Here is a 19,832-nt window from a genome sequence, read left to right as displayed (position 1 = left end):
TCATGACTAGGGAGGTCACAGAAATGAAAAAATGGTCTGCAGCTCTCGTACTTACTCTGATTGTAAGCCTGTTGGCAAGCGCCTGCTCGTCAGGCGGGAATTCCACCCAAGGAGCGGACGGAGGCAAGGCCGCGGATGTCGTCGAACTGAAGTTCACGACCTGGGGCGAATTAAGCGGCGATTCGGTGGAAGCGAAGCTTGCCGAGGAATTCAACAACACCCATCCGAACATCAAGGTTACGTTCGAGCCGGTGCCGGGCGACGGCTATGCCACCAAACTAACGACCTCGCTGGCTTCGGGGCAAGCGCCGGACGTATTTCTGATTGGGGAAGGCGATTACTTCAAATATGTGGACAAGGGCGTCGTTGAGCCGCTGGACGAGTACATCCAGAGTGACAGCGCCTTCAATGCGGATATCTTCCAGCCGGATTTGTTGAGCATGGGGAAGATCGACGGCAAGCTGTACTATTTGCCGAAGGATTTCAACCCGCTGGCGCTCTGGTACAACAAGCGCATGTTCGACGAAGCGAACATTCCATACCCGACGAACGACTGGACATGGGATGACATGATCAATGCCGCGAAGCAGTTAACGAAAAAAGACGATAAAGGCAAAATCAAAGAATTCGGCTTCAATGCGACCAAATGGGAATATCCGATCTACATCTATCTGTGGCTGCATGGTGCGGACATCGGGAACGAGGATGGAACGAAGGCGGAAGGCTACATGAACAGCGACAAGACGATCGCCGCGATGGAGAGCTATATCGCCCTATCCAAGGGCGATGATCGCGTGTCGCCGACGCCGCAGGATACCGAGACGATGGGCGGAGACTCCTCTATGTTCATGACGGACAAGCTGGCGATGATGATTACCGGCCGCTGGGTGAAGACCGACCTGGACAAATCAGACGTGCAGTATGGATCGGCCTTGATTCCGGCAGGTCCTGACGGCGAGCGCGCAAGCATCATTGCCGCGGCGGGCTGGGCGATGAATGCGAACGGCAAGCATAAGAAGGAAGCGTACGAGCTGATGAAGTGGCTGTCCGGAACGGAAGCGCAGAAGGCGCGTTCGGAGGGCGGCAAGGTTCTTCCGGCGACCGTCGCGGAATTGGATGAAGTGAAAAAGACGGAAGTGGTGGACAAGCCGGTTATCGAAATGATGGATTTCGCCAAAAAGCCAATCTCCATGCGTTCCGCCAACGCGCCGATCTTCACGGAGCAGTTCAACAAAGCCGTCGAGCGGATCCTGCTGGGCGACGCGACGGTCAAGGTAGCGCTGGATCAGGCCGCCAAGGAAGTGGACAGCAAGATCGGCAAATAATCAACGCGGGTGAGGCTTGGCAACAACGCCTCACCCTCCCTTTCATGAGTAAGCCATAAGGATGAACATTCATGAAAAGACTGCGCTTATTCATTACGGAAATGGCCACTCCCGGCAGCGCGTCCATTTCTGATCGCCAAGGAGGTCGCTATGCGCAACTTACGCTCGGAGAAGGCAGGGTATTTATTTATTCTCCCCTGGTTTTTGGGTTTGCTCTTGTTTACATTGGGGCCGATGCTATTTTCATTTGTCCTTTCCTTCAGCAAGTGGGACATCATTACCGGGATCCAGTCGATCGAATTTGTGGGGCTGGATAATTTCGCGGCCATCTTCCAGGATGAGCTGTTCTATCAGTCCTTAAAAGTCACGTTTATCTTTGCCCTCGTCTCGGTGCCGTTATATCAGATGATGTCGCTATTGATTGCGATGCTGCTCAATATGAGAGCGCGCGGCATGAAGTTTTTCCGCTTGATCTTTTTCATGCCGTCCGTCATCCCGGCGGTGGCGGTATCGATGATGTGGATTATGATCTTCAACCCGGAATACGGAATCCTGAACCGGGCGCTGGCCTGGTTCGGCATCGAGGGACCGGCCTGGCTGCAGGATCCGAAGTATGCCCTCGGCGCCTTGATCGTGATGGGCATCTGGGGCATCGGCAATACGATCATCATTTATTTGTCCGGCCTGCAGGGGGTGCCCGAGGAACTGTACGAAGCGGCCGAGCTGGATGGGGCCGGGCGGCTCCGCCGGTTTGCCAGCGTTACGATCCCGATGATTTCCCCGACGATCTTCTTCAACCTGATTATGGGCATCATCGGCGGGTTCCAATACTTTACTCAGGCCTTCGTGATGACGAACGGCGGCCCGCTCAACTCGACGCTGTTCTATAACTTGTATTTGTATAACAAAGCATTCGTCAGCTATGAGATGGGATACGCCTCCGCATTATCGTGGATCTTGTTCGCCATCATCCTCATATTTACATTGATTGTCATTCGAAGCTCTTCCATGTGGGTGTACTACCACGGCGACGACGAGCGGGATTAAGGAGGGAAATCAGAATATGCAAGCCTCACGCCACAAAACCGACATCTCGCGTCTTCTATCCTTATTTCTGCTCATCGTCGGGGCGGCGATCGTATTGGCGCCGCTTCTCTGGACGGTGTCCACTTCCTTGAAGACGCCCGCCGAAGTGTTTATGGATTCGTTTTTGCCGAAGCGATGGAGATGGGACAATTATGCCAATGCGGTTACCGCCATCCCCTTTTTCCTGTTCTTGAAAAACACACTCATCATTTTGATCCCGGTCATGATCGGAACGGTCTTTTCCGCGGCGTTGTGCGCTTACGGATTCGCCCGCTTCCGGTTCAAGGGGAAGAAGCTTCTCTTCCTCATCCTGCTGGCGACGATGATGCTGCCGGGCCAGGTCACGATGATCCCGATGTTTATCCTATTCAAAGAGCTGGGCTGGGTCGATACCTTTCTGCCCCTCATTGTCCCGGCCTTTTTCGGCGGCGGCGCCTTCAACATCTTCCTCATCCGCCAGTTCATGCGCGGCATCCCCCGGGATCTGGATGAGGCCGCCTTCGTGGACGGGGCATCGCGCTGGACGATCTTCACGCGCGTGATGCTGCCGCTGTGCAAGCCGCCGCTGATCGCCGTGTCCATTTTCACGTTTATGGGAGTATGGAACGACTTTCAGGGGCCGCTGATTTACTTGAATACGACGGAAAAATATACGCTGGCGTTGGGCTTGTCCATGTTCAAGGGCTTGTATAACGTCGAGTGGAATATGCTGATGGCCGCGACCGTGCTCATTATGCTGCCGGCCCTTATCGTATTTTTCTTCGCGCAGAAATATTTCATCGAAGGCATCTCCCTCTCTTCTGCGATGAAAGGATGATGCCGAATTTTATGGAGAACCGAGGCGAGCTAACATGACCAAAAGCGTGGGCAACCAGCGTCCTTATCCTATCTATGTGACCGCTGGGGAATACATTAAGGCGATCGGAACGCAGGACGGGCATTTTCCCGATTTCGGCCATCATGTCGCGAATGAGATGGGCGGCATATGGCTGCACCCGATCAAGCTGCTGGACGGCTTCTGGCTGCGCGTGACGGATGCGCGGCGCGGCATTGCCGTATGGGCCAAGGCCGATGAATTCATTACCCATCCATGGGGGAACGAGTTCCGTTACGATCACGGCCTCGGCCATATTCCGGTCTCGATTCGCCGGATCCAGTTCGCGCCGGAGCAGGAAAAAGGCCTCGTCGTCAGCTATGAAATCTGCAATTACGCCAGGGAAGACACCGAACTGGAACTGGAACTGGTCGCGCGTTCCGATTTGCGGCCGGTCTGGTTCTCGGATGAGATCGGCATTCATGACGGGGAACGGGACGCATGGCAGCAAGTGTCGGCGTCCGCCTGTCTGGCCAAGGACAGCGAGCATGAATGGTACGCCATGGTCGGCACCGATTGGGCGAAGCCGGACGTCCGGATCGATCCCGGTCTGATCGGCCCGGAATGGACGAGCGGCAGCGGGGCGGGAATGGCGATGAAGACCGAGGTCGTCCTCCAGCCGGAAGAGCGGCTGCGCTTCCAGGTATACGTGGCGGGCTCCTATTCGTCACGGTCGGAGTGCGTGGCGACGTACGAACGGTTGGTCTCATCGCACCCGGAGCTGCTGGCGGCCAAGCAGCGCCTGTACGCGCGCATCGAGGAACAGGCGCAGCTTCAGATTGAGGGCGAGTCCCGCCTCAACGATATTTTTGCGTGGACGAAATGGAACAATCAATGGCTCGTGCAGCGGGTCGACGGCATCGGCAGAGGGCTGACGGCGGGATCGCCCCATTATCCGTGGTGGTTCGGCTGCGACAACTCCTACGCCCTGCAGGGCGTGGCCGCGATCGGCGACTTCGAGCTGGTGCGCGACACGCTGAAGCTGATCCGCGACACTTCGCTGCAGACGAACGGCAACGGGCGAATTATCCATGAGGTGACGACGATGGGGGCGGTGTCCAATCCGGGGAATACGCAGGAGACCGCCCATTATATTGCGCTTATCTGGGATATGTTCCGCTGGATTGGGGACAAGCAATGGCTGGCGGAGCATTATCCGTTATGCGCGCTGGGGCTGGAATGGCTGCTCGGCGAGATGGATCCGGACGGCGACGGGTTCCCGTCCGGCTACGGGATCATCGAGATCGCCGGCTTGAATATGGAGCTGATCGATTCGGCCGTCTATACGGCGCAGGCGGCCGGGGCCCTGGCTCGGATGAGCCGGGTGCTCGGCTGGGAAGCGGAGGCGGAGCGCTATGAAGCCAAGGCGGCGCAATTGGCGGAAGCAATCAACCGGGTCTATTGGTGCGAGCAGGAGGGACTGTATGCCGATGCGGTGGCGCCGAAGAAGGATGTCGAGCCGAAGGCCGGCTTCATGGCGGCGATGGCGGCCAAGCACGGTGCCGAAGATTACCGGGAGTATATCGACAAGCTGCTTCAGGCGGCCGGGGATGATCAGGAAGACCGCGGCTGGCTGCTGAACAAGAACTGGGTCATCGTCACGCCGATGGAAGCGGGCATTGCCGACCGGGAGAAGGGGAAGCAGGCCCTTGAGCGCATGCGGACCCCTGAATTCATTGGGCCTTACGGGACTTACTTGTCCGGAATGTTCCGGCAGGGCACGATGACGATCTCGACCGGGGCGCATGCGGTGGCGGAAGCGGCGTACGGCAATCCGGACGCGGCGCTCGATCTGCTGGATCGCATGATGAGCACGTTCTCGATGGCCTTGCCGGGCTCGATGAGCGAGATGTCGCCGGATTACGGCTGCGCGGTGCAGGCATGGACCATTTACGCCCTGGCCGTGCCGATTGTGAAGCATTTGATCGGCATTCAGCCGGATGCTCACCGGAACGAGGTGCGGATCGCGCCGGATCTGCCGCAGGCCTGGCAAGGCAAATGCATCACCCTGAAGCGAATTCGCATCGGCGCAGCATGGCTCGATGTAGAGCTGCGCCAAGAGGCGGACGAACTGCGGGCCGGCGTGAATAATGAGCACGGGCTGCGCGTGACCGTGGAATGGAGGGGCAAGGCGATTACGTCCACGGAGCGCGCCATTCAGGTTACGATCTGACGAGACGACCGGGCAGTTGGAGGAGCCATGCATGCGCTTGCGCAGCGAAGTTCCGCGGCAGGCTGTTTGTGCAAATATTTCGGAAGATAATTATAGTACCGATCCGGATCATTTGTTATGGTAGAGATACTTCAACCGAAGTTCCATACCAATTGACAACGCAGATAGCCTGCAAAGAGGTGTTGACGCAATGAGTATCAAGGCAATCTTGCTCGGGGCAGGAATCCGGGGCGCCGAAGTATATGCCAAGCATGCGCTGCAGTACCCGGAAGAACTGGAATTCGTCGCCGTCGCGGAGCCGGATGTGGAGAAACGAGAGGCGTTTGCGCGCTTGCATCAGATCGATGCCGGGCAAACGTATGGAGATTGGCGGGAAGTGTTCGCACGTCCGCGCTTTGCCGATGCGGTATTGATTTGCATGCAGGATCGGATGCACTACGAAGCCGCCATGGCAGCTCTGGAGCAAGGTTACCATGTGCTGCTGGAGAAGCCGATGTCGCCTTCTCCGACCGAATGCATAGAGATTGAAGCCGCCGCCCGCCGCAACCAGCGGGTGCTGACCATATGCTATGTCCTGCGGTATACGCCGTTCTGGTCGGGAATCCGTCAAGTCATCGAGGGGGGCGGGATCGGGAAGGTCGTGAATATCCAGCTGCGCGAAAATATCGGCTTCGGCCATATGGCGCACAGCTATGTGCGGGGGCCATGGCGCAGTACGGCAGAATCGAGTCCGCTTGTGCTCGCGAAGTCATGCCATGATCTGGATATCATCCTGTGGCTGATGAACCAGGATTGCAGAAGACTGACGTCATTCGGTTCCCTCTTTCATTTCAAAAAGGAGAACATGCCGGAGGGCGCGGCCGAATATTGCACGGACGGCTGCATTCACGTGGACAATTGCTGCTACTCGGATTTGAGGTTTTATTTGGGAGAAGGACGCCGCCGCGCGCTGCACTTTACGCGGGACGGATCGGACGAGAGCATTCGGGAGACGATCCGGAGCACGCCTTTTGGCCGCTGCGTCTATCAATGCGATAACGATGTTGTGGACCATCAAGTCATTAACATGGAGTTCGTCAACGGAGCGACGGCTTCGTTCACGCTGTCGGCCTTCACGCATGACAGCACGCGCACCGTCCATATTTCGGGCACGCGCGGGGAGATTCGGGGCAATATGACCGATCAGGCGTTTACCGTCTACGATTTTGTCAGCGGGACGGCGCGGGAAGTTCAGGTTCATGATGAGGGCGGCGAAGGCTGCACACAGATGATGCGGGAGTTCTGCCGGCTTGCCGCCGAACCGGACAACCCCCATGCGATCGAAGCGCTGCGCGGCTCCCTGCAGAGTCATATGATGGCGTTCGCGGCGGAGGAGTCCCGGTTGAGCCAGGGCATGCCGATCGAGATTCAGGAGATGATCATGCGTTATCGGTTATCCTCGGCCAAAACGCTGGCTTCCGCGGGAGTATAGCGGCCTGCACGGGCCTTACTCGAACAGTCCGAGTTCCTTATAGACTCTAAGCGTTACGACACCGTCCTCGGGCAATTTCCGTTCTCGCTGGAACCGCTTGACCGCATAGGTGGTATCCGCGCGGAACTTCCCGTTGCATACGCCCTTGAAGTAGCCCGCGCTTTTTAACCGTGATTGCACCAGCTGCACATCTCCGCCCACGTCGCCTTCGGCTACGACTCTTGGATCATGGTTCAGCCCGCCCAACACATGCCCGTGAATCGTCACCTTCGTGCCGATTGGAACGAGCTCGAACAGCTCGATGACATCCCGGTTGCGCATCCGGACGCAGCCGTGGCTCAGATGCTGTCCGATGGAATATGGCTTGTTCGTCCCGTGAATGCCGTAATTTCCCCATGGGACATTTAAGCCGAGCCAGCGGGGACCGAAGGAGGGCCCCCAATCCTTTCCTTTATATATAATTTTGTACTCCCCGACGGGAGTAGGAGTGGCCGGATTGCCGACGGCAACGGTATAGGTCTTGAATTTTTCACCCTGTGCCCGTACGATCAGCTTATGACGTTCCGGATAAATGTCTATCGAATACAAGCCCTGGTCGGCGACCATCGGAAGCGGATCCTCCGGCAAGGAGGCATCCGCATATGCAGAGAGAGAAGATATTCCCCGAGTCAGACTCAGCAGGACGACCGCCATGGCAAGCATAAGGGCACGGTATCGATAGCTTGGTGTAAAATGCTTCATTTCTGCCTCCGCCGCATCAACTGATCCAAGTAGTTGGAGGTAGTGTGTCCAGATGCTGTAGTTTCATTCAAGGGTCAACCATTCTATAGGCAGGAGGTCTTCTATGAATACGATTCCGGTTGCCGTACCGGCGCAGCCAAGCCTGTTCCTGATTACAGGCATTATGGCATCAGGCAAATCCACGGTCGCACAGCTGCTTGCCGAACGGTTCGAGCGAGGCGTTCATGTCCGCGGCGACGTCTTCCGCCGCATGATCGTCAGCGGCCGGGAAGAGATGCTGCCCGAGCCGTCGGACGAGGCGATCCGCCAGCTTCATCTTCGCTACCGCTTGGCGGCTGCGGCTGCCGATGCCTACGTAGAGGCGGGATTCCACACCGTCGTGCAGGATGTCATCGTCGGCCCGGAATTAAGCACATTCATTGACTTCGTCAAAACGCGCCCGTTATATGTAATCGTCCTCTGCCCGCGGGCGGAAGCCGTGGCGGCCAGGGAGTCGTCCCGCTCCAAGCAAGGCTACGGGATTTGGACCGTGGACGCTCTCGATCGCATTTTGCGCCACGATTCGCCTCGGCTCGGCATGTGGCTTGATACGTCTGATCTTACGCCGGAAGAGACGGTCCGGGAGATCGAGCGCCGGGCATGGACAGAAGCGATCGTCCGGGCGTAGAATAGAGTAGCATGCAAATGGGGAAGCGCAAGGGGGATACATGATGGAACAGTGGGAATATAAGACGCTCAAGATCAAAACGGGAGGTTTTCTGGGAGGAAAGGTTGACGAGCAGGAGTTCGAGGAGGAACTGAACCGGCTCGGACTGGACGGATGGGAGCTGGTGTCCTGCTTCGATACGAATGTGCAGGGCCAGTCCCGGGACGTGATCGCGGTCTGCAAGCGGAGGAAGGCGAGATGACCCGTGTTGAAGAACGGTAAGCTTGCGGTTCGAACGCTTCTGGCTGCCGATGCCCCCCTCCTCGTCCGTTGGCTGTCCGATCCGGAGGTGCTTCGCTATTACGAAGGCCGGGATCGTCCGCATGACATGGACATGGTAAGGAAGCATTTCTATGAGGATCAGGAAGAGATAACGCGGTGCATCATTCTGTACGAAGGACTAGCAATCGGTTATCTCCAGTTCTATCCGCTGTCGAAGGAGAATCAAGCCGAATACGGCATCAAGGAACCGATGAACGGTGTGTTCGGCATGGATCAATTTATCGGAGAGACCGCCTATTGGGGCAAGGGCATCGGCACGAAGCTGATAACGGCGATGGTCAATTACTTGATCGCGCAGCATCAAGCGGTCCGGATCTTGATGGATCCGCAGACGTGGAATGAGCGCGCGCTCCATGTGTATGAGAAATGCGGCTTCCGCAAGCTGGACCTGCTGCCGAAGCATGAATACCATGAGGGCGAGATGCGCGATTGCTGGCTGATCGCTTATGATGCGGCGGATGTAGTCCTGCCCGCTGTGCAATCGGGCGAGCCGGGAGGCATAGAGTATATCGACACGTTCACGGACGCGATGGAGCCCGCAGGCATAAGGACCAGAGACGAGGTCCATGCCGAAGGGCTGTGGCATCAGACGTTCCATTGCTGGATATGGACGCAGGAGAAGGATACGGCCTATCTCCTGTTGCAGCGCAGACATGTACATAAAAAGGATTTTCCCGGCATGGCGGATATTTCGTCGGCAGGCCATCTGGAAGCAGGCGAGACGCCGCAGGACGGCGTCCGGGAGCTGCGCGAGGAACTGGGCATCGAGCCGGAGCCGGGCAAGCTGGTCTATGCCGGCATCATCGCCGACTCCATCCTGCAGCCGGGTCTCATCGACAATGAGTTTTGCCATGTTTTTTTCCATCGCTATCATGGAGCAATCTCCGAGTTCCGCCTGCAGGAAGACGAGGTCGACTCCATCGTCCGGGTCGAAGCGGAAGCGTTCCGCAAGCTCTGCCTCGGCGAGGCGGACGTCATTCCCGCTGAGGAGTTCATCCGGGGAGATGGTGAGCGCGGCGCACAGATCCAGCTGACCATGGGCGATATCGTTCCCCATGAACCGGGTTATTTTACGTTTGTGCTTGATCATTTACAGCGCCTTATTGAATAGCATCGGCTTATCCAGCGGCGGCATGAAGCTTGCTGTCCTTACACGGACTGTCTATACGGCGGTCTGTTTTTTTATAGGGAGAAGCTGCATAATTGAATGGACAGGAACATCAAATGTAAATGATTACATACATTTACAATGATAAAAAATATGTTATGGTTAGAGTGTATTTACCTAAAAAAAGGGGATGATTGGAGTTATGAAGAGGTTGGTAACGATGTTATCCATAGTAGCTCTATGCATTGCCTCGCTCTCCACGATTGCTTCCGCGAACAGTAAATACACCTGGCCCGTACCCGACTCCACGCGAATAACCCAAGGCTTCAAAAGCAACACCCACAAAGGCATCGACATTGGGGCGAAGAAGGCCGGCGCCGCCGGCGATCGAATCGTCGCCTTCTATGGCGGCACCGTAGCCCGATCAGGCTGGTCCAGCAGCTATGGCTGGGTCGTCTATGTTCATCATGTCATCAACAGCACCAACTATCAATCCCGCTATGCTCATATGCATAAGACGCCTGCCGTATCCGCCAATCAGAACGTTGGAAAAGGGGCCACGCTCGGGTATATGGGGAAGACGGGAGATGCGACGGGAGTTCATCTTCATTTCGAGACAAGGAAATGTACGGGCGCCTGCAAAACAGATAATTCCTCCACTCCGGTTAATCCTATCACGAATTTCTTTCCCGAACATGCGGGAAAAGTGCCGAAATCGCTTGTTTATGGGGAGACAGACTCGGAACAAGTGGATGACTTGTTCGATGAGATCTTCTACAGCGTAGAGGAAATTCTGAATATGACCGGGGAGGAGCGGTTATCGAAGGGGATTCCGTTAGAATAGCAATACTTATGAGAATATATTATAGACAGAGGAGTTAACCGATGAAAAAATCGATACTCGTACTCGTTTCCGTCATCTTGCTGCTCACCGCATGCGGCACTGCGCCTTCATCCGCGGGGAAGGAGGGCAAGAAGGTCACGGTTCAGACCGTGCTGCAGGTGATGGAAGAGACCGCGCCCCCGCCGTTGACGAAGGAAATGCTGGAACAGACCCCCGCTATCCCGCTATTTCTATGGCTGCGCGATGTGGAGTCGTGGACGAACGGGCTGCTTCGCTACTCGCAGCGCCTGACCTTGAACGAAGAGGACAAAAAAGCTTTCTTGACTGCGCTGGGCCGCTACTACAGCGAAGAACAAGCCAAGCGCCTGTTCGATTCGTACTTCCAGGCCGGCCCCGAAGGAACCTACTCCTTCAAGGAGCAGGAGACGTTCGGCGTTCTGTCCTCGATTCATTTCGGCTTGAAGTCGAGCAAATCGGAGGCGGACGGTCGCTATCAGATTCAGATATCCGGACAGTATAGCGACAGCCTGGAAGAGCTGGTAGAAGTACAGGTGGAGGAGTCGGTAACGATTCTGGCGGATAAGCTTCTCATCGATCAAGTGGAGGCAGTCCGACCGTAGCAAGGAATGAAGACAAGGGCATGACACGACAACCCAGTGCCGCGGCACTGGGTTTGTTGGCTTCGGGAACCTAGATATACATAATCTAGCAGGCGGGGAAGGATACCTGTTTTTTAATGAATGGAGGATGCCGAATTCGTCACAAGGCAGTTGGAACTGCACCTCGCGCATATGCATCCGGTGTTGTTCCAGCCGGTGCCCGAAGGGTTTCCCGCGGAGATGAGGCTTGAGACTGCCTGATCCTTTCTGCTTGAGATTGCTCCTTTCTTCACAAATGGACCTAAAGACATAGTTATATAGTCGCTGTTCGTCGAAAGAACGTGTAATAACACCTGCGCCAATAGGAACAATTTGCGAACAGAGGATATTCACGGATTGTACAATCCTGTATAGTATGTTTTGGAAAAATACATAATACCATGTTCTGGGAGGTAAACAATTTGAAACGATCGATTCATAAAGGAGCGGCGGCCCTGATTGCCCTCGTGCTGCTCCTCTGCGGAGCTATGCCCGCAGCGGCAGAGGAAGACATTCAATGGGTCGAAGGCAAGGGTCAACAGGTACAGCTCGATAACGGAATCGCTTCCTTTAAGCTCGAAGAGGGCTTGATTTTTCTGGACGGGAAAAATACGAAGGCTTGGAAAAAACAGATCAAGTCGGTTCCGAGCGAGGAAGAAATCGGTGCAGTCATTCCGGATGAGGAGGACTCGACTTGGATTGCGCTCTTCGAATATACCGATTCCGGTTATATCGAAGACAGCGAGAAAGACGACATTGACGCGGATGCTCTACTTGACAGTTATAAGGAAGGAACGGCCGAAGATAATAAGGAGAAGGATCCGAGCATGCATCTGTTCGTCGATGATTGGGATGTGAAGCCGACCTATGATGCGGACACTAACAGACTCGTCTGGTCTTTGCTAGCGCATAATGCGCAGAATGAGAAAATAATTAATTATAATATGCGCGTGTTGACGCGGACCGGTTATATATCGATTATCCTCGTCTCCGATCCCGAGCATCTGCAGGCTGATCGGAAGGAGCTGGAGCAGCGGGTGATGTCTACCTTCCAGGTCACGCAAGGCAAGCGGTATGAGGACTTCGATAAATCAACGGACAAAAAAGCGGAATACGGATTGACCGGACTCGTGCTGGGCGGAGCCGGATTGGCGGTCGCCAAGAAGCTCGGATTTCTGGCCGTGCTGAAGAAGTTCTGGATCGTTATTGTGGCGGCTATAGTCGGCGTGTGGCGTCTCGTCACCGGCAAGAAAAAGAAACAGGAAGAGTCCGCCGAAGCGCAAAATGAGATGCCAAACGATCAGAGCGAATCCGTGCGGGACAACAATACGCCGCCTCCGCCGGCCACCTGACCGAACCGGGAGTGTCCCCAACAATCATGACCGCTTAAAACTTGAATAGAAGAAGGAGCAATGTCCATGACCTCCATGATGAACTACCCGCCGCAAACCGACCTGGACAGCCATGAGCAAAGCGCAAAGCAATTATTCAACAAGGTATGGGAATGGATGGAGAAGACGGATCGCACCCCGGAGGAAACCGATATGATGATCCATGCGGCGCATGCATCGCGGTATCATTGGGGCGTCGTTGGGCGCGAGCTCCAGTTCGCCCGCGGGGAGTGGCAGATCTCCCGCGTCTATGCCGTCGCGGGGATGGCGGAACCGTCCATGTATCATGCCAGACGCTGCATAGATATTTGCCGCAAGTACAGCCTGGGGGCATTCGACACCGCCTATGCTTATGAAGCGCTGGCGCGGGCGGCCAGTCTGATGAACAAGGCCGAAGACGCGGCCGGATACAAAATGAGGGCGGAGGAGCTTGCCCGTCATGTGGACGAGGAAGAGAGGCTGAAGCACCTTCTCGCCGATTTGCAGACGATCTAAAAGAAAGCAAGGAAATACAGCGCCCCTGCGTGCGGGCGGCCGGAGAATGTCTCCAGGCCGCCCGGCGCAGGGGCGCTGTTCCGTGATTCCCTCGCTTCACGGAGCGATTAGATGGCCCAGTTGCCGTTGCGGAACACCGGAACCACGGTGCCATCCTTCAGGATGCCGTCGATGTCCATCTCGGCGGAGCCGATCATGAAGTCAACATGCGTGATGCTGTTGTTGACGCCGTTCGCATCCAGCTCTTCGCGGGACATTTTTTTGCCGCCTTCGATGTTGAAGGCATAGCCGCTGCCGATGGCCAGGTGGTTGGAGGCATTTTCGTCGAACAGCGTATTGTAGAACAAAATATTGGACTCCGAGATCGGAGAATGATGCGGCACGAGCGCCACCTCGCCCAAGTAATGCGAGCCTTCGTCCGTGTCGACCAGATGCTGCAAAATCTCCTGGCCCTGCTCGGCCTCGACATTGACGATGCGACCGTTCTCGAAGGTAAGCTTGAAGTTGTCGATCAGATTGCCGCCGTAGCTGAGCGGCTTCGTGCTGGACACATATCCGTTCACGCCGTCCTTCTTCGGCACGGTGAACACTTCCTCCGTCGGCATGTTCGCCATGAACGGAATCTCCTTCTCGTTCGTGCTGCCGGCTCCTACCCATACATGCTTCTCCGGAAGCTCAATGGTCAGGTCGGTTCCCGGAGCGCGGTAATGCAGCTTGTGGAAATGATGCCCGTTCAAGATATCGACTTTCTTATGTAAGTTGGCGTTATGCTCTTCCCAGGCTTGAACCGGATCGTCCGCATAGAGACGCACGGAAGCGAAAATCGCGTCCCACAGCTTCTCTACCGCTTCTTCGCGTCCCGCGTCCGGAAACACCTTGGCAGCCCAGTCTGCGCTGGCTGCGCCGACGACCGTCCAGCTTACCTTGTCCGCTTGCACCGCCTTGCGGTAATGGTCCAGCGCCTGGCCGGACGCCTTCTGGAAGTTGCCGATGCGCTTCGGATCGATTCCTTTGAGCAGATCCGGGTTGGACGAGACGATGGCGATGAAGGCGGCCCGCTTATCGACGAACGTATTCCGCTTCAATGCTTCGTATTCCGGATATTCCGTGAACATTTCGTCAGCCGCCTTTTCATACTTCAAGCGGGACAGTTCCTCGTCGATCCAATCGACATGGACGTTGGATGCGCCGGCTTCATACGCTTCGCGGGCCACCAGGCGGGCCAGCGGGGCGACCTCGGTGGTGGCCGTCACATACACTTCCTGTCCCGGCTGCACGTTGACGCCGACCTTGACGATGAGGTTGGCATATTTTTTCAAATTCTGTTCGAATGTTGCTGCAGTCATCGGAATCCTCCTCAATATAAAATGGACCTATGTTTTCAATATAACTCATTTCCGCGATGCAATCAAAAGCCGGCGGGACGATAAGCTTGCGATGAATTGAGCCATTTGAAAATATCCTCTCCGCCGCCGCCTTCATCCCATACAGGAACGGAATCTGCTCGAAGCGGTGCTTAGACAGATAGTCGTCTACCGATCATGGAAAAAACGCGATTCCGCATGTCCCCAATAAGCGCCGCGCATCGTTCAATGATGGCCTGATTCCGCGGTATCCTGGCTCGTCGCCCCGGCGTATGGCGGCAGCTTGTCGGCGTATACGGGACGGGAGTTAGCGCGGCCCGCTTGCTGGTCTGAAGCCGTGAATAGGCCAAGAAGCCGGGGAATCCCCCGGCTTCTTGGCTTCGAGCACATATCTATGGTCCGCTCCGCTCGCAAGAGAAGAGCGCTCTGATTGTATCGAATTAAGGGGCAACGGAACGCAATACCGTACAGTCGCCTTCCAGCGCGTAGGCGCCGAGGTTCGCGGGGAGAAGGAAGCATTCTCCGGCCGCCAGCGGCAGCTCCTGATCGGCCCAGCGCAGCGTGCCCGTGCCTTCGCATACGACGAGGATGACGAAGCTGTCCGGCGTCGTGGACAAGCTCCACGGCTGCTTGACGATGCCTTTTTCCACGCGGAAGTAAGGCGATTCCGCCAGCGTCAGCCACTCATTCGGCTTCGCGTTGTCGGTCTTCATCCGGGTCGCGCCTGCGCCTTCGTACGCGATGACATTCAAGGAGTCGTCGATATGGAGCTCGCGCGGCTTGCCGTCCAGGCCCGGACGGTTATAGTCATACAGGCGGTACGTCGTATCGGAGTTCTGCTGTACCTCGGCGACGACGACGCCGGCGCACAGCGCATGCACCGTCCCGGCCGGAATGTAGAAAGAATCGCCGGCCTGGACGGGAACCTCCTGCAGCGCCTCCATGATGCGGCCTTCCGCGATCGCCGCGGCCAAGGCCTCGCGGTCGGTTCCTTCCTTCAGGCCATAGATGATTTTGGCCCCTGGCTTGGCATCGAGCACGTACCACATCTCGGTCTTGCCCAGCTCGCCTTCCGGCAGCCCTTCATAATCGTCGGTCGGATGCACCTGCACCGACAGATCGTCATTGCAGTCAAGCAGCTTGATGAGCAGCGGGAAGCGGCCGTTTTTCTCGGAGAAGCCTTTCTTGCCGAACCATTCTTTGCCGTATTGCTCGCGCACGTGATCGAGGCCTTGGCCGGCGAGCTCGCCATTGATGACCTTCGTCGTTCCGTTCGGATGGTCTCCGATCATCCAGCCCTCGCCGATATGTCCTTCCGGCAGCTCCAGGCCGAATTGCGTCAGCGCGCGGCCGCCCCAGACGCGTTCCTTGAACTCAGGTTGAAATTTCAGTGGGTATGGTGTTGTCATGTTGTCTCTCACTCCCGTTGTCTCTATTTGGTGGTCTTATGGAAAAATTCAAGCCACTCGCCGTCCGGCCCCTTGAAAAAGAAGTAGCGGCTGCCGTCCGGCAGGGTGACGATTTCCTGATCGATAAGCCCGACAGAGCCGAGCGATTCAATGCGGGCGAATTCGGCCTCGATATCGTCGACGGTGAAGGCGATATGGTGAACGATCCCTTCGGCAGGGAGCCTGTCGCTGTACCCTTCGATCAATTCGATCTCCGATTCGTCCGCTCCCGGGAAGCCGAGAAAAGCGAGACGAAGGACGCCGTTCGTATGTGTCAGCGCATGTTTTAGCTTCATGCCGATCACTTCTTCATAGAAGCGGATTGAGGTCTCCAGCTGCTTGACCATGATGCCGGTATGTTCGATCTTGCGGACAGCCGTATCGTTCATCTCCTTGCCGCGGGTTCGGCGCATGCTCTGCGTCCGGAACCGCCCTGTCTTATTTTACCGCTCCGCGCTTCGGGAGCGTGCCTTCTCGACCGCGATGACGTAAGGCGCCTCCGGCCGCTGGAGCATGCGGTAGACGACCGCCTGGCCTCTGGCGGCGGGCAGTCCCTCCGCCCAGGAGCGGACGGCGTCCGCTTCGCGGTCGCCCCCCGCATGGCCCGGGTACACGACGGCGGTCAGCACCCCGCCCGGACGGAGCAGCGTCAGAGCGTCCTCCAGCGCCGTCAGCGTCGTGGACGGCTCCGTCATGACGCGCTTGTCCGCGTCAACCGCCGGCAGATAGCCGAGGTTGAACATGACGGCTGCCGTCGTCCCGTGCCATGCCGGGGGCAAGGCACGGGTCATCGCTGCATGGCTGTGCTGCCGCAGCTCGACCCGCCCGCCGCCGTCCGCGCCGAAGGCGTCCTCCAGACGGCGGCGGGTCAGCTCGAGCGCCGCCGCCTGGATATCGAAGGCCGCCACAGATCCGCGCGGCCCGACAAGCCGGGCGAGGAAGAGCGTGTCCACGCCGGTGCCCATCGTCGCGTCCACGGCGCGATCGCCCGGCTGCACGCGCTCCTTCACGGCCTGCTGCGCGAAGCTGAGTACGGAGAGGAATCCCATGTCAACTCTCCCTCCACAGCTTGCCCTGCCACGTGCCGCGGCGGCGAAGTTCGGCGTCGATCGCGTTCAGCACTTCCCACTTGCGCAGGCTCCACATCGGCCCGATCAAGAGGTCGCGCGGGGCATCGCCCGTCACGCGGTGCACGATCATCTCGGGCGGCAGCATCTCCAGCGTGTCGACGATCAGCTTCACATATTCATCCATCTCGAGGAAGCGGAGCAGGCCCGCTTCATATTGCTTCACCATCGGCGTTTTGCGCATCAGATGAAGCAGATGGAGCTTGATGCCCTGCACATCCATACGGGCAACCGCCGCTGCGGTCTCCATCATCATCTCATGCGTCTCCTGCGGCAGTCCATATATAATATGGGTGCAGATGCGGATATTGTGCTTGCGCAGCTTCGCGACCGCCTCCTCGTAGCAAGCGGTGTCATGCGCCCGGTTAATAAGGTTCGAGGTCGATTCGTGAACCGTCTGCAGGCCCATCTCCAGCCACAGATAGGTGCGTTCGTTCAGCTCGGCCAAATACTCGACGACATCATCCGGCAAGCAATCGGGACGGGTCGCGATGGACAGGCCGACGACCCCGGGCTGCTCGAGGATGACCTCGAAATAGTCGCGGAGCGTATCGACCGGCGCATACGTATTCGTGTAGGCCTGGAAATAGCCGATATAGCGGGCGTTCGGCCATTTCGCGTGCTGCCGGCCGCGAATCGTATTGAATTGAGTCACGAGATCGTTGCGGCGGGAGCCCGCGAAATCGCCGGAGCCCCGCGAGCTGCAAAAGGTGCAGCCGCCGATAGCGATGCGTCCGTCCCGGTTCGGGCAGGTGAAGCCGGCATCCAGCATCACCTTGAATACTTTGCCCCCGAACTGGCGGCGCATCTCGGCGTTCCATGTATGGAACCGCTTGTCTCCCCAATCGAGGGGGACAGGCGGACGTTCAAGCTTCGGATATTTCAATGATGACAAGCCCTTTCTTGATCGAAGTCGCCCTAGGACGGAAGCGGCTGCTTCCGGTTCCGGGAGCGTGCGGCCGCGCCAGGGCGCAAGCCGCCGCCGGCCTGCCGCAGCGCGCTTCGCGGGCGGCAGGCGGCCGTGGTTTTATTGTAGCAGATATCGCCGGAAAAGCGAAGATAAGGACCGTGCGGGCGAGGGGAGGGACGGCACGCACGCTGGTGACGATTATCCGTCTCGCCGGCATGGACGGCATTGGAGAGAGGGAGCCGATCGCGGAGAGAACCGCCATGCCCCGGCCCGCCGCCGTTCCCGCCCGGTTGGCGCCGGAGGCGCGGGGATTGGAAGTGCCGAACCTCCTTTCTGCCTGGGCGGTGCTATGCCATTCCTGCTATGCCATTCGTGCCTCGGGGGAGAGGACAGGCTTCGGGCCGCTTAGCCGCTCTTGCTTCTCGCTTCTCTGATCTTCATCTCGGATTCCTCCTTCAAGACCCGCAGGAACTCGGCGATGTCCATATTCGATTGCGAGAATTTGAGCATGCTGCTTCCGATGTCGACATATTTGTCCCAGGGGCTGATCTTGGCCGGCGGCAGGGCGGGCTTGCGCTTATAGAAGGCGGAGACGTTTTTGCCGTTGAAGATTTCCACGCTCTCGCCGAAACGGCTGACTACGTCAGGGTTGTTGAACAACGGCGGCGCATCGCCGATCTTGGCCAGCTCCGTCTGATGCTCTGGCGACAAATACGCCATCAGCACCCGGAACGCTTCGTCCTTGTGCGGGCTGTACTTGTTGATGACGAGCAGGTTGCTGCCCGCAGGCGGAGCGGCGTCAGGGGCATCCGGCCATACCGGAAGCGGGGCCGCCTCCATGTTGGCGGCGACCTCCGGATCGCCGACGCCCCAGCGAAGATATTCGATCCAGGTGACGATCATGGCGACGTTCTTCTTCGGAAATTCATAATCTGTGCGGGCTTCCGGATCCGGACTCACGATGCCCGGGATGCTGTAAATGCGCTTCATAAGATCCAGGTACTTCGCTACGGCCGGTTCCTTGTCGATCCGCACTTCACCTGTATCCGGATCGGTCAGATTGACCGCCAGCTGCTGCAGCGGCACGGTCACCTCGCCCGAGGCCATGCCCGGCCCCATTTCGAGACCGCGATACGGGATCCCGTCCCGCTCGGCGGTCATCTGCTTCGCCATCTCGATGACTTCGTCCCAGGTCATCCGCTCCCCAGGATATTCGACTCCGAATTTATCGAAGACTTCTTTGTTGTACCAGATGCCGTAAGGGCTGTATTGGATCGGAATGCCCATCATGCGGCCCTGGCCCTCCTTGTCCATGGCGCGAATCGACGCGACGAGCGAATCATCCAGCGTACGGAGGTCGAATCGATGCTTGGCGATCAGAGCGTCCAGCGGTTCGATCATGTCGAGCTCGTAGAGCGGGGCCAGCCCCCAGTTGGCGAAGATGATGTCCGGCACGATCTGCTGCGCGTTCAGCTCCTGCAGCGGCTCCAATTCCGCCCGGGAATCGACGAGCTCCAGCTTCACATTCGGCAGCAGCGATTCAATGCCGCGGTACCGTTCCTCGAAGGCGCCTTCTCCCCAGGGGTACAAAATTTTGATCGTAACCGGTTCCCCGCCCGTCTCTTCGGCAGGGTGGGAGGTCTCCGGCTCATCGGTGGCCGGAGATTCGGCAGCGGCGGGAGCGGTTCCGGCCGCCGGAGGAGGGCTGCCGGAACCGGAAGAGCTGCAGCCCGCGGCGGCAAGCAGGAGGATGAGAAGGACGGGCAGCATCGGTTGGAAGCGCTTTCGCTTATTCATTCACGATGGCTCCTTTTACAGTGGAGGATAAGTGTGGCGGGTCGTGACCGCT

20 protein-coding genes are annotated in these 19,832 nt (G+C 57.5%); 13 read left to right on the top strand and 7 right to left on the bottom strand.

What is annotated here, in order from left to right; translation table 11 throughout:
* The first annotated feature begins 23 nt into the window (after positions 1–23).
* The 5 genes from L6439_RS21450 (at position 24) to L6439_RS21430 (ending at position 6,929) form a co-directional block, all read left to right on the top strand.
* Entirely contained in the window at positions 24–1,325 is a 1,302-nt protein-coding gene (locus tag L6439_RS21450) for an ABC transporter substrate-binding protein (RefSeq protein WP_213469233.1), read from the top strand.
* Positions 1,326–1,475: 150 nt separating this feature from the next.
* A complete protein-coding gene (locus L6439_RS21445) occupies positions 1,476–2,372 on the top strand; it encodes a carbohydrate ABC transporter permease (protein ID WP_168181213.1) in 897 nt (298 codons plus the stop codon).
* Positions 2,373–2,388: 16 nt separating this feature from the next.
* Positions 2,389–3,228 (top strand): carbohydrate ABC transporter permease, encoded by an 840-nt coding sequence (locus tag L6439_RS21440; RefSeq protein WP_168181212.1) that lies wholly within the window; start codon positions 2,389–2,391, stop codon positions 3,226–3,228.
* A gap of 34 nt (positions 3,229–3,262) precedes the next feature.
* Entirely contained in the window at positions 3,263–5,458 is a 2,196-nt protein-coding gene (locus L6439_RS21435) for an alpha-L-rhamnosidase-related protein (RefSeq protein ID WP_213469232.1), read from the top strand.
* 190 nt (positions 5,459–5,648) lie between these two features.
* Positions 5,649–6,929: a Gfo/Idh/MocA family protein gene (locus L6439_RS21430; RefSeq protein ID WP_213469231.1), complete on the top strand. Its 1,281-nt coding sequence runs from the start codon at positions 5,649–5,651 to the stop codon at positions 6,927–6,929.
* A 15-nt stretch (positions 6,930–6,944) separates the two neighbouring features.
* Here L6439_RS21430 and L6439_RS21425 read toward each other — a convergent pair whose 3' ends face one another.
* A complete protein-coding gene (locus tag L6439_RS21425) occupies positions 6,945–7,631 on the bottom strand; it encodes a L,D-transpeptidase family protein (RefSeq protein WP_213469284.1) in 687 nt (228 codons plus the stop codon).
* A 142-nt stretch (positions 7,632–7,773) separates the two neighbouring features.
* Between L6439_RS21425 and L6439_RS21420 the strand changes: the two genes are divergently transcribed.
* The 7 genes from L6439_RS21420 (at position 7,774) to L6439_RS21385 (ending at position 13,134) form a co-directional block, all read left to right on the top strand.
* Entirely contained in the window at positions 7,774–8,337 is a 564-nt protein-coding gene (locus L6439_RS21420) for an AAA family ATPase (RefSeq protein WP_213469230.1), read from the top strand.
* A 43-nt stretch (positions 8,338–8,380) separates the two neighbouring features.
* A complete protein-coding gene (locus L6439_RS21415) occupies positions 8,381–8,578 on the top strand; it encodes a DUF4177 domain-containing protein (RefSeq protein WP_213469229.1) in 198 nt (65 codons plus the stop codon).
* 3 nt (positions 8,579–8,581) lie between these two features.
* Positions 8,582–9,769, top strand: a complete 1,188-nt coding sequence (locus L6439_RS29530; protein WP_306434352.1) for a GNAT family N-acetyltransferase — start codon at positions 8,582–8,584, stop codon at positions 9,767–9,769.
* A gap of 217 nt (positions 9,770–9,986) precedes the next feature.
* Positions 9,987–10,610 (top strand): M23 family metallopeptidase, encoded by a 624-nt coding sequence (locus L6439_RS21400; protein WP_213469228.1) that lies wholly within the window; start codon positions 9,987–9,989, stop codon positions 10,608–10,610.
* A 41-nt stretch (positions 10,611–10,651) separates the two neighbouring features.
* Positions 10,652–11,230: a hypothetical protein gene (locus tag L6439_RS21395; protein WP_213469227.1), complete on the top strand. Its 579-nt coding sequence runs from the start codon at positions 10,652–10,654 to the stop codon at positions 11,228–11,230.
* 440 nt (positions 11,231–11,670) lie between these two features.
* Positions 11,671–12,600, top strand: a complete 930-nt coding sequence (locus tag L6439_RS21390; protein ID WP_237096579.1) for a DUF2167 domain-containing protein — start codon at positions 11,671–11,673, stop codon at positions 12,598–12,600.
* Between the two features lie 66 nt (positions 12,601–12,666).
* Positions 12,667–13,134, top strand: coding sequence for a hypothetical protein (locus L6439_RS21385; RefSeq protein ID WP_168181205.1), 468 nt, complete (start codon positions 12,667–12,669; stop codon positions 13,132–13,134).
* A 107-nt stretch (positions 13,135–13,241) separates the two neighbouring features.
* On the opposite strand, the gene L6439_RS21380 is transcribed toward L6439_RS21385, so the two are convergent.
* From L6439_RS21380 to mnmL, 5 genes are all read right to left on the bottom strand, one after another.
* Complete coding sequence (locus tag L6439_RS21380; RefSeq protein WP_168181204.1) at positions 13,242–14,480, bottom strand: aminopeptidase; 1,239 nt, start codon at positions 14,478–14,480, stop codon at positions 13,242–13,244.
* A 458-nt stretch (positions 14,481–14,938) separates the two neighbouring features.
* Positions 14,939–15,907 (bottom strand): type I phosphomannose isomerase catalytic subunit, encoded by a 969-nt coding sequence (locus L6439_RS21375; protein ID WP_213469226.1) that lies wholly within the window; start codon positions 15,905–15,907, stop codon positions 14,939–14,941.
* A gap of 23 nt (positions 15,908–15,930) precedes the next feature.
* On the bottom strand, positions 15,931–16,359 hold the full coding sequence (locus L6439_RS21370; RefSeq protein WP_237096578.1) for a VOC family protein: 429 nt from the start codon (positions 16,357–16,359) through the stop codon (positions 15,931–15,933).
* 30 nt (positions 16,360–16,389) lie between these two features.
* Complete coding sequence (mnmM, locus tag L6439_RS21365) at positions 16,390–16,995, bottom strand: tRNA 5-(aminomethyl)-2-thiouridylate-methyltransferase MnmM (RefSeq protein WP_213469225.1); 606 nt, start codon at positions 16,993–16,995, stop codon at positions 16,390–16,392.
* Between the two features lies 1 nt (position 16,996).
* A complete protein-coding gene (gene mnmL, locus L6439_RS21360; RefSeq protein ID WP_168181200.1) occupies positions 16,997–17,959 on the bottom strand; it encodes a tRNA modification radical SAM protein MnmL/YtqA in 963 nt (320 codons plus the stop codon).
* Between mnmL and L6439_RS21355 the strand changes: the two genes are divergently transcribed.
* A complete protein-coding gene (locus tag L6439_RS21355) occupies positions 17,959–18,417 on the top strand; it encodes a hypothetical protein (protein WP_168181199.1) in 459 nt (152 codons plus the stop codon). The genes mnmL and L6439_RS21355 overlap by 1 nt on opposite strands.
* Here the strand turns inward: L6439_RS21355 and L6439_RS21350 are convergent.
* Complete coding sequence (locus tag L6439_RS21350) at positions 18,389–19,780, bottom strand: ABC transporter substrate-binding protein (RefSeq protein WP_168181198.1); 1,392 nt, start codon at positions 19,778–19,780, stop codon at positions 18,389–18,391. The genes L6439_RS21355 and L6439_RS21350 overlap by 29 nt on opposite strands.
* Between the last annotated feature and the right edge of the window lie 52 nt (positions 19,781–19,832).

The sequence above is a fragment of the Paenibacillus dendritiformis genome (genome assembly GCF_021654795.1).
Classification (GTDB): domain Bacteria; phylum Bacillota; class Bacilli; order Paenibacillales; family Paenibacillaceae; genus Paenibacillus_B.
This window is presented reverse-complemented; position numbering and strand designations above follow the sequence as displayed.

Bases quoted from the DNA above. Each gene is read 5' to 3' on its own strand.
- mnmM (WP_213469225.1), bottom strand. From the start codon at position 16,995: ATGGGATTCCTCTCCGTACTCAGCTTCGCGCAGCAGGCCGTGAAGGAG.
- L6439_RS21370 (WP_237096578.1), bottom strand. From the start codon at position 16,359: ATGCGCCGAACCCGCGGCAAGGAGATGAACGATACGGCTGTCCGCAAG.
- L6439_RS21440 (WP_168181212.1), top strand. From the start codon at position 2,389: ATGCAAGCCTCACGCCACAAAACCGACATCTCGCGTCTTCTATCCTTA.
- L6439_RS21425 (WP_213469284.1), bottom strand. From the start codon at position 7,631: ATGCTTGCCATGGCGGTCGTCCTGCTGAGTCTGACTCGGGGAATATCT.
- L6439_RS21420 (WP_213469230.1), top strand. From the start codon at position 7,774: ATGAATACGATTCCGGTTGCCGTACCGGCGCAGCCAAGCCTGTTCCTG.
- L6439_RS21430 (WP_213469231.1), top strand. From the start codon at position 5,649: ATGAGTATCAAGGCAATCTTGCTCGGGGCAGGAATCCGGGGCGCCGAA.
- L6439_RS21415 (WP_213469229.1), top strand. From the start codon at position 8,381: ATGGAACAGTGGGAATATAAGACGCTCAAGATCAAAACGGGAGGTTTT.
- L6439_RS21435 (WP_213469232.1), top strand. From the start codon at position 3,263: ATGACCAAAAGCGTGGGCAACCAGCGTCCTTATCCTATCTATGTGACC.
- L6439_RS21395 (WP_213469227.1), top strand. From the start codon at position 10,652: ATGAAAAAATCGATACTCGTACTCGTTTCCGTCATCTTGCTGCTCACC.
- L6439_RS21445 (WP_168181213.1), top strand. From the start codon at position 1,476: ATGCGCAACTTACGCTCGGAGAAGGCAGGGTATTTATTTATTCTCCCC.
- L6439_RS21355 (WP_168181199.1), top strand. From the start codon at position 17,959: ATGATGACAAGCCCTTTCTTGATCGAAGTCGCCCTAGGACGGAAGCGG.
- L6439_RS21380 (WP_168181204.1), bottom strand. From the start codon at position 14,480: ATGACTGCAGCAACATTCGAACAGAATTTGAAAAAATATGCCAACCTC.
- L6439_RS21450 (WP_213469233.1), top strand. From the start codon at position 24: ATGAAAAAATGGTCTGCAGCTCTCGTACTTACTCTGATTGTAAGCCTG.
- L6439_RS21385 (WP_168181205.1), top strand. From the start codon at position 12,667: ATGACCTCCATGATGAACTACCCGCCGCAAACCGACCTGGACAGCCAT.
- L6439_RS21375 (WP_213469226.1), bottom strand. From the start codon at position 15,907: ATGACAACACCATACCCACTGAAATTTCAACCTGAGTTCAAGGAACGC.
- L6439_RS21400 (WP_213469228.1), top strand. From the start codon at position 9,987: ATGTTATCCATAGTAGCTCTATGCATTGCCTCGCTCTCCACGATTGCT.
- L6439_RS21350 (WP_168181198.1), bottom strand. From the start codon at position 19,780: ATGAATAAGCGAAAGCGCTTCCAACCGATGCTGCCCGTCCTTCTCATC.